This window comes from Methylibium sp., from assembly GCF_035762065.1.
In the GTDB taxonomy this organism is placed as follows: domain Bacteria; phylum Pseudomonadota; class Gammaproteobacteria; order Burkholderiales; family Burkholderiaceae_C; genus Methylibium.
On the sequence record NZ_DASTPW010000041.1, the window covers coordinates 1 to 13,338 of the forward strand.

Consider the following 13,338-nt stretch of genomic DNA (forward strand, 5'->3'; position numbering starts at 1 on the left):
GGTCAGCGGCGCCAGCAGCTCGGCCGTCGCCGCGCCAATCGCCGCGCTCGCGCAGTCGCGTCGTGTGAGCTGCGCCTCGGCGCACTGCACGCCGGCATGCGCGAGCACCTTGATGACATCGCCGGAAGGCAAGCCGTTGGCCTGCGCGACGTCACCGATCTGCGTCGTCAAGGTCTGCCCGAGCGCGGTGACGAGCGCGTTGCGCGCCGCCGTCTCGAAGCTGGTGCCGTTGACGACCGCGTTGACGCCGGCCGCACTCAGCGTCTGCACCGCGTAGCTCTGGAACTGCGTGCCGAAGCTCGCGCCGGCGAGCTGCTGTCCGCGCGGCAGGTTCAGCGCGTCGGTCAAGCCGCTGGCGATGCCCGCGCCGAGCATGCTCACTATGAGCGCGCGCACGTTCTCGCGGCTGCCGAGGTCGTCGAGCGTGCGGGCGAGGTTGCCCTGGTTGTTGACCACGCTGATGGCCGCCTGGCTGGCCAGCGTCGTCATCGCCGCGGCGGCCGCCGTGGCGGCTGCGGTGCCGGCGGTCGTGGCTGCAGCGCCGGCGCCTGCTGCGCTGTTGACCATCGCCGTGCCCACCGAGCTGGCCGCACCCGCGGTGAAGTAGGTTACGACCGCCGCGACGATCACCGCGCCGGCGGGCGTCAGGCCCTGGCTGCTGTGGTCCCACTGGCGCGTTGCCGTCTCCACCGCCTGCCACGCGGCGGGGTCCTGCAGGCGCGCGTCGTTGACGAGCGTTGCGAGGTAGCCCAGGCCGGGTTGCATGGCGAGGGTCTGCGCGGTGTGCTGCAAGGTCGGTACTGCGCGCGCAGCAGCTTGGGCTCGGCGGGCCTCGTCGGCCGCTTGCGTAGCGAGTGCACGCCGGTCGGTGGCCGCTTGACGATCCACCGCGGCTTGCTGCTCGCTTGGAAGCGGCGCGCCTTCGCTGCGCACGCCCGCGGCTTGGCGGTCGGCCGCGGCCCGCGCTTCGCTCGTCGCGGCGCGCGTTTCGGCTTCGCGGGCTGCGGCCTCCGCCACTGCGGCAGCCTGCGCCGCCCGTGGGGCGCGCTCCAGCGTTCGGGCGTCCGCTTCGCTTCGAGCGATCTGCAGGTTCACTTGGCCGTTGAGCTCGAGCCGGCCTGCGCCCAAGTTGATCTCGTTGTAGCGGGCCGTCTGCACCTGCTGGCCTTGCTCGTGGGCGCGCTGGTAGGCGAGATCGCTTTGCCCGCGGCTGGTGCTGCGGCTGTCGGTGGTCTCGGCCAGGTTGAAGTCGATCGTGCCCTGGGTGCCGGCATCGAGGCTCAGCACGCCGGGCTGTGCTCCGGTCAGTTGCAGCCGCGTGCCGGCCAGCGCGATGCGGCCGTTGTGCCCATCGCTGCCGGTCGCACGCACGGTGATGTTCTGGCCGCTGAGCGTGGTGGCGACCAGCGTGGTCTGCGCTTCGTCCTGGCCGAGCCGGCCGCGCGAGTCGATGCCTTCGCCCGGGCGGTGCGGGCTCACGTCGCCGCCGCTGCGGCGGGTGCTGGCTTGTTGCGCGTGGGCCTGCGCATCGAGACCGCCCTCGAGGATGACCTCGGCGCCCTGCACGCCCAGGTCGCGCCCGGCGCGCAGTTCGCTGGCGTGGACGAGCGCCTGGTTGCCGGCGAGCAGGCTCACGTCGCCGCCACTGGTGATGCGGCTGGCCTGTTCGGTGGTGGCGCTGTCCTGCGAGGCCGCGTTCTCGCGCGCGCGGTGCTCGACGCGCGTGGCGGAGACGAGCAGGCCGGTGGTCGTCTCCTGTCGATCGTGGCTTGCGCTGCGGCTCGTTTGCGCCGAGGTGATCGCGAGGTTGTTGCCGGCGGCCAGCACGGTCGAGGTGTCGCTTTGCACGACGCTGCCTTGCACGCGCAAGTCGTTGCCGGCAACGACGGTGACGCTGCGGCCCTGCACGGTGCTCGCGGCTGCGGTGCTCTCTTCGACGGTGTCGCGGGTGGTGGTGGTCGTGCGACGGGCGCGCAACGTGTCGCGTTCGGTGCGGCGATGCGCTTCGTCGAGGCTGCGTGTGGCTTCGCCCGCGGCGATGGTGAGGTTGCCGCTTGCCCGCGCCGTCACGTCCCCGCTCGCCGCAATGCCTGCAGCGCGCAACGCAAGGTCGCGCGCGGCGATCAACTGCAGGTCGCCGGAGGCGTCGATGCGGCTGCCGACCTCAGTCGTGGCCGCCTCGCGCCGCGTGTTGTTCGCATCCCAGGTGACGGTGTGCTCGCGCGTCTCGGTGACGGTGCCCAGGCGCAGGTCGCGCCCGGCGGCGAGCGCGGTGACGCCGCTCGGGCTCGCGTTGGTGACGGCGGCGGCTTCGAGCACGAGGTCGCGCGCGGCACTGGCGATCAGGGTGCCGGCGCTGCTGCTGCTCGCGCCGCCGCCGACGTACAAGCTCGCCGGCCGGTTCACGCTCGTGCGCGTGCCTTGCGCGTTCGTGGCCGTCGAGGTGCCCGTGCTCAGCACCAAGTCGCGCCCGGCCTGCAGGCTCTGGGTGCCGCTCTGGGTCGTCTTGCTGTGGCTCTGCCGCTGCCCGAGCGCGACACCGACTCTGGCGCCGTAGGTCATGCCGCCGGCCGCCTTGTTGGCCGCGGCGTTGGTGATCTGGACCGCGCTGTTCATCGCCGCGAGCGTCTGCAGGCGGCTGTCGCTGGAGGCGTCGGCGGCTTCGCGGTTGTTGCGCGCCGCGCGCACGGCTTCGACGATCGACACGTTGACGGTGCCGCCGCGGGTCGTGCGGCTGGTGTCGTGGATCTGAGTGGAGGCTGCGGTGTCGAGGCCGGCGGCGATGTCGACACTGCGCGCGGTGATGTCGATGTCGCCGGCGGCGAGGACCGAGCTGGCCTGCTGCGTGTAGCGCTCACCGGCTTGCAGGCTCACATTGCCTTCGAGGCTGGCGACTTGGCTCTGCACCTGCGTCGTCGTCTGCCGCAGGCCGGTGTCTTCGCTGCGCACCACGCCGATCGCGACGTTGCCGTTCTGGCCAACGAAGCCTCTTCGCGTGCTGCTGGCGTTGAACGTCAAGCTTCGGGGAAGTCCACTTCGATTGGCTTGCGCTCGGGATCAGACAAGAAGCGCAAATAGGTCTCGACTGCGAGCTTGTATTGAGAGAGCGTTACGGCTCCGCCTTCGCCGTCGTTGTACAGACTCTCGAACCAGACCTTGTCGCGAGTGATGTAAGCAACCCAACCGTTGCCGTCGGCATCGATCAGATCGTCTTTGCCTGATTCAACACGATCGATAAGTTCTAGGACCTCAGGACCGACATCGTTGTCTATTTCCGAACACATCAAGTCGTAGCGATCGATGCGTTGGCCCGCTTCGTCGACGACGTCAATCAAGCGGCTGCAGCCGCGGCCTGGGCCTAGCTCATAGCTAGGGTGGCACCAAAGTCGTGTCCGCATCGCATTACTGTCCTGTAGGGAAAAAAGTAGTTCGTTGATTCTTCGGATCCCAGCGGAACTGGATCCGCAGTCCGCTCGGTGCCCAAGCTTGAAAGTTCGTCCCGGGCGTGCCCTGCCTAAACGCTTCCGTCACTTCATACGTCACCCGAGCCTCAGACCATGAAGGCGGGAAAAACGTGGACTGCACAGCTTTATCCACCCATTGCCGCGTCGCCTCATCCCAAACCTGTACCGGCGCCCGATACGTTCCATTCGCGTTCTGCGTGACTGCCGCTCCAGGCGTGATCCGTGCTGCACCATCGGCAGCGAACTCCGCGTGATAGCCCGTAGCTCTACCGGAGGCATTGATCTCGCCACTGAGCACATGGTCCATGTCGAAGCGGTTGGTCGCAAGGACTGAGCTGTTGGTGTTGGCTGTGTAGAACGCATCGCGGCTCGTGTCGGGTTGGATTCGCGCGCGATCGGCCAAGTCTCTTGCGAGAGCTTCGTCGCTCGCATTGAGGATCGCATGGTCCGATCGGGCCGCTGCGGTGGTGTTGCTCTGCGCGATGCGCCGGATCGCCTCGGCCTCCGAAGCGACTTCCTGCGTCGTTGTACTGCCCGTATAAGTTGCCCGCGCCTGCTGGCTGGCTTGCGCGGCCGCACCCGTCGCCCGAGTCAGGGTGATGGCCTCCACTGCCGCCGGCCCCATCCCCGCGATCGCGTACGTCACTGCCGCCGCCTGCGGGCTCAGCCCCAGGCTTTGCAGCACCTGCTCGCCTTGTGTCAGCGTCGCCCGCCCGCTGACTGCCGTACGCGCGCCGGCGCTCAGGTGATCCACTCCCATTGCCACGCCAACGGCGCCCACGGTGCAGCCCACGCCGCCGGTGCAGCCAGCGCTGCCGGCGGCGATCAAGGCCGCACCTCCGACGGCCTGCACCGCTCCAGCGGCGCGTGTGCCGACGCGGTTCTGACTGAGCCAGTCCAAGCTGCTGTCGGTCAAGGGGTCGTAGCCGAACAGCGTCTGCTGAGCGCGACCGATCTGCCCGGTCTGTTGGCGCAGCAAGGTCTGCTCGGCCATGTAGCCGGCACCAGCTTCTTGCAGGCCGCGCAGATAGGCATACGCCGGATCGTTCGTGGGCACCCCATCGGCGCAACGTACGAGTGCACAGGCGGCCGCCGTCAAGCGAGCCTCGCGTTCGGCATCGCCACGGGCCAGTTGCTGGATGCGCTCGGTCTCCACGCGATGCAGCTGCCGGTTGTTCGCATCTTGGTTGAGCGCCGTCATCGCGCCGGCCGCACCGCCGGTGGCTGCTCCGAGCGTGGTGGCTGCCGTGAGCCCTGCAGCGGCGGAGATCGTGCGTGCTGCCGCCTCGCTGAGCCCAGCCTCGCGCAACTGACGGTAGGCATCGGCTTGCAGTTGATCGAGCTGCGGTGCCGCTGCCGCGGACACGCCGGCTCCAGCTGCGCCCTGCACCGCGCCGTAGCCGCTGGTCGCGCCTCCAAGAGCGCCGACAACAACGTGCGCAGCAACCCGCGCTGCGCCACCTTCGCCCCAGCGCTCGTACTGCTCGCGCAACGCTGGGTCAGCAAGCGTCGTGCGGCTGCCTTCGCTCGTGTAGCCGCGTTGCTCGAGCTGATCGAGCCGGCGCTGCTCCCCATCGCTGCGCTCGGGCTGGGCTCGCAGCGCATCGGCCTCGCGTGCATCGTTGATCGGCCGACGTTGCGACTCGCCGTACTCGGCCACCGCCCGTGCGCCGTTCGCCCCGAACTGCTGTGTCACGCTGGCACCGGTCGTGGCGCGGCCGACGAGCTGGTTGCCGTTCCAAGCCTGCGTCAGCGTCGGGCCCTCGTTGTCTCCGGTTGCGACGTCGCGGTTCAAGGCGGCCACCGCGGCCTCGGCGCCGCGGCCGGCGAGCACGCGCTGCGCCGCGTCGTTCGTGATCGTCACCGTGCCGGCGCTGATTCCCGATTGGGTAGTGCTCGTCTGCTCGCCGTCGGTGGTGTAGAGCCCTGCCCCACTGACGTTGGCTCCGCCGCCGCGGCTGGGCGTGCCGGCGTTCGGCGAGGGCTGGCCGGAGCTGTAGGCCGCACTGACGCTCACGCCCCGCGCATCGAACACATCGCGGTTGACGATGTCCTGCGTGATGAGCGTGGCCGTGCTCATGCGGTTGCGATCCGCATCGATCGCCGCCTGCGTGCTCGTGATCGCGCCGCCGACGAGGCTCGTCGCGCCGCGCACGTTCACATCGAAGCCGCTATCGCCCGCGCGGATTGCGCTCTGCTCAGTGACGCTTGCGAAGTCCCCCATCGCCCGCGCATTGGCCACGCTGACGCTGCCACTGACCACCGCCCCGTAGCAGATCGGCGGGATGCACAGGCTCATGTTGAAGCCGGAGCTCGACTGGCGCGCATCGAAGCGGGTCGTGTCCTGCAAGGACTCGATGCGCAGGTCGCCGCTGATGTCCGTCTCGACGCGCTGGCCCGAAGCCACCGCGCCGCGCAGCATCGTGTCGCCACCCGAGCTCAGGCGCAGCGTGTTGCCAGCGTTGACGCGGCTGTTCGCGTGCGTCACGTCGTTGCCATCGGCGTTGCCGCGCGCCCGGTTGGCCGCCAGTTCGATCGCGAAGCCGTTCTGCGCCCCGAAGCCGAAGCTCACGCCGACGCTGGCGCCCGAGCTTTCGTTGGTGCTGCGCTGCTCGGCCGCGCCGGTGGCGGCGAGCAGGTGGAGCGCGCCATCGGCGTGCAGGCTCGCGTCGCTCGCAGCCTCGAGGCGGCTACCGGTCACGGTCACGTCGCGGCCGGTGGCGGTGATGCGCAGATCGCGCCCGGCCATCGCCATGCTGCTGACGACTTGGGTACCGCTTTGGGTCGTCTCGCTGTGGCTCTGCCGCTGCCCGAGCGCGACGCCGACTCTGGCGCCGTAGGTTGTGCCACCGGCGACCATGTTGGCCGCGGCGTTGCTGATCTGGATCGCGCTGTTCATCGCCGCGAGCGTCTGCAGGCGGCTGTCGCCGGAGGCATTGGCCGCCTCGCGGTTGTTGCGCGCCGCGCGCACGGCTTCGACGATCGGCACGTTGACGGTGCCGCCGCGGGTGTGGCGGCTCGTGTCGTGCGTCTGCGTCGAGCTGGCGGTGTCGAGGCCAGCGGCAATGTCGACGCTGCGCGCGGTGATGTTGATGTCGCCGGCGGCAAGGACCGAGCTGGCCTGCTGCGTGTAGCGCTGGCCGGCCTCGAGGCTCACGTTGCCTTCGAGGCTGGCGACCTGGCTTTGCACCTGCGTCGTGCTCTGCCTGCGGCCGCTGTCCTCGCTGCGCACGACGCCGATCGCGACGTTGCCGTCCTGGCCGACGAAGCCGCGGCGTGTGCTGCTCGCGCTGCCCCGGTCGGCTGCCGTGTTCTGCGTCGAGGTGATCGTGAGGTCGCGGGCCGCCGCGATCGACACGTCACCGTCGGCCACCAGCGTCGAGCCTTGCACGGCCACATCGCGCCCCGAGCGCACGGCCAGCGCTGCGGCGCTGATGGTCGAGCCGACCGCTTCGCGCTCGGTGCGCGCGTTGGCCTGGGTGGCGAGGCCGGAGCCGAGCAGTGCAGCGCCGATCACGTTCGGGCTGCCGGCGTTCGACGTCGACAGGCCCATGTTGAGGTCACGACCGACTTGGCGTGCCGGGCCGGTGGCGCGCTTGATCGTCTGCTCGTCGTGGGCGCTGGTGGTGGCCTGCTCGGCGGCCGAGATGCGTACGTCGCCGCGTGCGGTCAGGGTTGCGGCGCCTTCGGCGGTAATCGAAGAGCCCTCGACGACGAGATCGCCGCCGCGCGTCTCGCCGATAGGGTTGCGATGCACACGACCCGTCGCACGGCCGGGCTCCTTAACCTCCGCCTGCAATTGCGCGGCGTCGGTGCCCGCTTGCAGCGTCACGTCGCGGCCGCTCACGCTGCTGCCAAGCGCAGTGGTCTGCTCGACTCGATCGCGCGTCGTGGTCGTGCGCCGGCGCAGCAGGTCGGTGCTGCTGTGCTGGTGCGCTTCGTCGAGGCGATCGACGGCCTGGCCGGCGCCGATGGTGAGGTTGCGCCCGGCCCGCGCCGTCACGTCCCCGCTCGCCGCAATGCCTGCAGCGCGCAGCGCGAGGTCCCGCGCGGCGATCAACTGCAGGTCGCCGGAGGCGTCGATGCGGCTGCCGACCTCAGTCGTGCCCGCCTCGCGCCGCGTGTTGTTCGCGTCCCAGGTGACGGTGTGCTCGCGCGTCTCGGTGACGGTGCCCAGGCGCAGGTCGCGCCCGGCGGCGAGCGCGGTGACGCCGCTCGGGCTCGCGTTGGTGACGTTCGCGGCTTCGAGGATCACATTGCGCGCCGCCGAAGCGAGCAGCGTGCCGCCGTTGCTGCCGCCGCCGACGTACAGGCTCGCCGGCCGATTGACGCTCGTGCGCGTGCCCTGCGACGAGGTGGCGGTGGACGTTGCGGTGCTCAGCACGAGGTCCCGGCCGGCCTGCAGGCTCATCGCGCGCTGCGCTTCGATCGCGCCGCCGGTGAGCCGCAGGTCCTCTTCGGTGCGGATCGCCACCGTCTCCCCCGTGATGCGCCCCGCGCTTTGCATCAGCGCGCCGGTGTCGATGACGATCTCGCGGCCCGCGAGCACGCCGGTGTTGCGCAGCTCGCCGTCGAGCCGCAGGCTCAAGCGCCCGCCGGAGATCAGCGCGCCGCTGCCGTCGAGGTCGCCGGCCCGGGCACGCGCATAGACCTGCGGCACCAGCGCCTGGCGGGTCGATCCATCGGGCAGGCTCACCGTGCGCTCGACCAGCCAGACGATGTCGGTGGTGAGCTGCGCCATCTGCTGGTTCGTCAGCGCGATGCCGGGGCGCAGGTTCCAGGCCTGGCCGAAGCGCACGCCGGCGTTCATCAGGCTGCGGTACTGGTCGTCGTCGCGGGTGTGGTCGGCGAGGAAGCGCCGCCCGGTGAGCTCGGCCACTTGCTCGCGCACGAGCTGCTGCTCGTAGAAGCCGTCGCCCAGGCGGGCGATGGTGGTGGCCGGGTCGGTGCCGAGCTGGGCGAGCATGAAGTCGCTGCCCAGCCATCGGCCGCGGTCGGTGAAGCGCGGGTCGGTCTCGATCAGGAAGCGGGCGTCGGGGCGGGGATTGACGATGAACAGCGCGCTGGCGGGCACGGCCAGCGCCGGCGTCGCGGTGCGGATGACGCCGCCCGGTGCGGCGCCGGCGACGGCCACCGCGACTTCGATGCGATCGCGCGGGGCGATCTGCGTGCCGCTGCTCGGGCGGCTGCCGGGCTCGACGGTGCCGCGGCCATAGACGTCGCCATCCAGAGCGGGCGGCGGCGCGTAGTCGGCCAACGCGGCGCGTTGCTCGTCGTCGTTGCCGAAGGCGCCGCCACGGCGCCGATGCCTGAAGTAGTGGGTCGCGGTACCGACCTCGGTGGTGGTGCGGATGCCGGGCTCGCCCCGGTTGTCGATCGAGCCGCCCACCGCGGTGACGGCGCCGCCGGCGACGACGCGACTGCGGTCGTTGACGATGCTGTCGGCCGCCAGGCTCATGTCGCCGCCGGCGGTGATGCGGCTGGGGTCGCTGGCGGTGACGATCGGCTCCGTGACCACGCGCTCGTAGCTGTAGTGCGTGAAGTCGTCGCTGGCGCCGCCGGGCGTGGTGAGCAGGGCCAGCCCGTCGGTGGCGGTGGGCGTGACGGTGACGGCCGCGGCCGGGTAGCGCTGGAGCTGGCCGGTGATCGCGTACTCGTCGACCTGCTCGCGACGCACCTCGCGCACTTCGATCGCGAAGTGGTCGTTGGTGTTGAGGATCGAGCCGGCGGCCAGCCGCATCGAGCCGAGCGATTCGATCGTCGCGCTTCGGTTGACGATCGACGCAGCGCTGCCGCCGGCCCGCCCGCCGGTGTCGAGCGCGCCGCCGATGCTCATGTCGCCGCCGCTGAAGACGAGCGCCTGCTCGCGGTTGAGCAGCGTGCCCACGACGCCGACATCCAGCCGCTCGCGCGCGGCGATGACGGCGGCGCTGGCGCCTTCGGCGTCGTTGACGAGCGAGTCCGCGCCGATCGCGAGCCGGTCGCCGTAGAGGCGGCCGGTGCCGAGGTTGCGCAGCTCGCCGGCCTGGATCAGCACGTCCGCGCCGTCGATCACGCCGCGGTTCGTGAGCGCGGCACCGACCGCGAGGTTCGTGCTCGCGGCGGCGATGTCGGCGCCGGCGGCGTTGTCGAGTGCGCCGGCGCGCACATCGAGGCGGCCTTGCGCCCGCACGACCCCGCGGTTGGCGAGCGTGCCGTTCGCGTCGATGCGCGAATCGCCGCCAACCTGCAGCGTGCCGGCATGAACGAAGGCGCCGCCGACGGTGAGCCGCGCGTCGCGGCCGGCGACGAGCGTGCCGGTGTTCGTCAGCGTGCCGGCGACGTCGATGCGGGCGTCGCGGCCGGCTTCGAGCGTGCCGGCCTGGGCCCAGTCGCTGCCCACGCTCAGGCGCAGGTCGCCGACAGCGGCAAGGCGGCCGGCGCCGGCAAGGCCCGTCGTCGTGATCGCCAGCGCGTTCGCCGCGATGCGGCCTTCGGCGTTCTCGATCGCGTCGGCCACGAGCGTGGCGCCGGCTTCGCTCGCGAGCGTGCCGCCGGTGTTGACGAGGCGGCCCGCCTGCAAGCGCAAATCGCCTTCGGCGCCGATGGCGCCGGCGCGGTTGTCGAGCATGCCGGCCTCAGCGGCGAGCGCGCCGCGCGCGAGGATGTGGCCTGCCGCGTTGTCGATCGAGCCGGCCCGCAACGCGGCGTCGCCGTCGCTCGCGACCTGGCCGCGGGCGTTGCGCAGGCTGCTCGCGTCGAGGCGCAGAGCGCCGGCGGCGCTGATCAGGCCGGCTTCGTTGTTCACGGCCGTGGTGGCGCGCAGCGCGAGCTCGCCGCGCGAGACGAGCTGGCCGCCGGGGTTGTTCAGCGTGAGCGCGGCCACGTCGAGCGTGCGCGCGGCGTCGGTGACGGCGCCGGCGTGCGCGAGCACGCCGGTGGTGGCGAGCGTCACGTCGCTCCCGCTCGTGACGGCGCCGCCGAGGTCGAGGTCGGGTGCGCGCAGGTTCACCGCGCTCACGCCGAGGTTGCGCCCGTGCGCGGCCAGCGACTGCGTGGCCTGCGCGCTCAGCGTGCCGGCGGCGGCGAGCCGGCCGTCGCCGAGCACGCCGGCGGCCAGCGTGCTCGCGGCGCCCGCCTCGATGCGCGCGGCATCGAAGCCGAGGTCACGGCCCGTCGTGACGATGCCGTCCACCGCGAGCGTGCCGCCAGTCGCAAGCCGCGCATCGACCTCGGCGCGCACCACGCCCGAGGCGGCGATGCCGGCGCGCGCGTCGACGGCGACGCTCGTCGCGCCGATCCGGCCGCTGTGGTCGAGCCGGCCGTCGGCGCTGAGCGTCAGCTCGCCGCTCGCGGCCAGCGTGCCGGCGTTGCGCACGCCGACGCCGGCTTCGGTGCCGACGAGCACGATGCGCCCGGCGTACATCCCGCCGAGCCGGCTCACGTCGAGCGCGAAGGCGGGCGCGGGGCCGGCGCCGGTGATCGGCGCGGCGTTCGTGTGCGCGGCATCGACCTGGTTCGCGCCGGTGCTCACGCGCAGCTGGTTGGCCCACAGGCCGGCGTTGACCTCGACCGCGCGCGCGATCACGTCGGTGTAGTCGGTGCGGGTGGCGTCGAGGCCGGCGCCGTCGATGCGCACCGTGCCGCCGCGCACGAGGTAGGCCTCCAGGTCGCCGGCGTTGAACACCGGCGCGCCGGTGGTCAGCGTCGCGCGGCTGGCGTTGACGAAGCCGCAGCCGTCGCAGCTGATGCCGGCCGGGTTGGCGATGACGACCTGGGCGCGCGCGCCGGCCACTTCGACGAAGCCGCGCAGCTGGCTGGGGTTCGCGCTGTGGACCTCGTTGAGGATGACGCGCGCGCTGCCGGTGGCGAGCCAGGGGTTGCCTTGCACCATGCCGCCGAGCTGGGTGGCGGCGTCGGTGCGCGCGTTGTTGAGGATGGCGCCGCGCGCATCGACGTCGAACTGCCGGTAGGTGTTGCGCGAGACGCCGGCGGCGCTGGGCGTCTGGATGTTCACCAGCGGCACGCCGTTGGCGGCGTTGAGCACCGTCGGGCGTTGCGCCGCCGGGGCGGCCGGGTCGGCGACGATCTGCGCGTCGGCGGTGCCGGCGAACAGCAGCGCGAGGATCGCGACGAACGCTGCGCATCGCGCACGGCTGCTCGGGGACCGACAGCGTGCCGAAGCCGTCTCCGCGACGGCCATGAAAACGCCGCGCGCGGCGTTGAAGACGAGGCGATGCAGGTGAGCGTTCATCGCGGCTTGCTCAGTAGGACCACTGGAGGTTGAAGCCGGCGGTGGCGCCGGCGGTGCGAAAGCCGTCGGGCTTGCGGATCGGTGCGCCGACGAAGAGGTCGGCGCTGGTGCGCCAGGCGCTGCCACGCAGGCCCAGCACCGCGCCGGTCAGTTGCGTGCCGGGCAGGTTCGCCGCGGAGGCGCCGCCAACGCGGCCGTGATCGAGGCCGGCATACGTCTCGAGGCCGAGGTCCGCGAAGGCCCAGCCGAGTTCGTTGCGCACGAACCAGCCGCGTTCGGCGGCGAGCGTCGTCTCGCCGTCGAAGCCGCGCACGGTGTAGCGGTTGCCGATCGAGAAGCGGTCCTGCGGCACCAGCGGCGTGTGGTGCCACTGCGCGCGCAGCGCGCCTCGGTAGCGCAGGCGCTGGTCGCCCAGCGTGAAGGGCTGGTCGAACTGCGCGTCCGCGGTCGTGATGCGTGGCCGCGAGCTGCCTTCGCCGAAGGCTTCCTCGGGCGCGGGCAGCGCGCCGAAGGCGCCGGTGCCGCGGCGGTGCGCGAGCGCGGCTTCGAGGGTCGCGTCGCCGAGGTAGCGACGCTGCGTCACGCCGGCCTCCCAGCCGGCCGTGCGGCGGCGCTGGACCTCGACTTCGGTGTCGTCGATGCTGTTGTTCGAGCTGCGCGTCCAGCCGCGAACGAAGACGCTGCTCTTGCTGCTCGCGTCGCGATGCACGAGCCAGGACAGCTTCGCGCCTGCGTTGCGGCTGCTGCCGGCATAGACGTAGTCCTGCGTCGCGCCGGCGACCGTCTGGCGGTAGCGGGCGGCCGAGGCGTCGAAGGCGAGCAGCGCGTAGCCCCAGGGCAGCGAGTAATGCAGCGCCTGGCTGTCGCTGCCGCGGCCGCCTCGGCGGCCGTCACCGCCCAGACCGCGCGAGATGCTCGCGTAGAACAGGTCGTTCAGCCGCGCCCAGTGGTCGCCGGAGAAGGTGACGCTGGCCTGCTGCCGTCCGGTGGCGCGGCTGCCGGCGTCGTCGAGGCCGACGCTCGCGCGAAACGCGCGCGGCTGCCGCCATTGCACGAGCAAGTCGCTTTCGCCGGGCGCGTCGCCGGGGGCGATGCGGATCGCGGCGTCGGCGGTCGGCACGCGCTTCCAGTTCTCGAGGCCCTGCTCGAGGTCGCGCAGGTCGAGCAGGCGGCCGGGGCCGGTTGGCAGCGCGTTCCAGACGGTCGCGCGCGCCGCGTCGGCGGCGGCCTCGCCTTCGGCAGCTTCGATGCGCACCGCGCGCACGAGGCCCGGCACGACCGTCAGCGCGAGCGTGCCGGCGCTCAGGTCTTGCGGCTCGGCGAGCACGCGGGTGGTGACGAGGCCGCGTTCGACGATCGCGTGCTGCAGCCGCTGCACCGCCGCGTTGACGCCGCGCACGCCGAGGCAGGGCGGCTCGACGGCGGGGTCGCGCCAGGGGCCGTCGGGCAGCGCGTCGAGCGCGAAGGCGAAGCGCCCGGCCGCGGCGCCGTCGGGCGTGCGCAGCTCGATGCGGTGGATCGGGAAGCAGGGTCGCTCGTCGGGCGGGGCCACGGCCGGCGCGTCGGCGCGGCGCGGGCGTGGGAGGCGCACGTCCGGCCGGCGTTCGAGCTGTTCGCGCAGGGCCCGGTCGCGGGGGGGGG

4 protein-coding genes are annotated in these 13,338 nt (G+C 72.2%); all 4 read right to left on the reverse strand.

The window, feature by feature from the left end; genetic code table 11:
* On the reverse strand, positions 1–3,018 hold a 3,018-nt coding region (locus tag VFR90_RS11285), incomplete at its 3' end, for a DUF637 domain-containing protein (RefSeq protein WP_326406233.1).
* Positions 3,015–3,335, reverse strand: a complete 321-nt coding sequence (locus VFR90_RS11290; RefSeq protein ID WP_326406234.1) for a hypothetical protein — start codon at positions 3,333–3,335, stop codon at positions 3,015–3,017. The genes VFR90_RS11290 and VFR90_RS11285, both read right to left, overlap by 4 nt.
* A gap of 67 nt (positions 3,336–3,402) precedes the next feature.
* Complete coding sequence (locus VFR90_RS11295) at positions 3,403–11,697, reverse strand: two-partner secretion domain-containing protein (RefSeq protein WP_326406235.1); 8,295 nt, start codon at positions 11,695–11,697, stop codon at positions 3,403–3,405.
* Positions 11,698–11,707: 10 nt separating this feature from the next.
* Positions 11,708–13,338: ShlB/FhaC/HecB family hemolysin secretion/activation protein (locus VFR90_RS11300; protein ID WP_326406236.1), on the reverse strand; the 1,631-nt coding region annotated here is incomplete at its 5' end.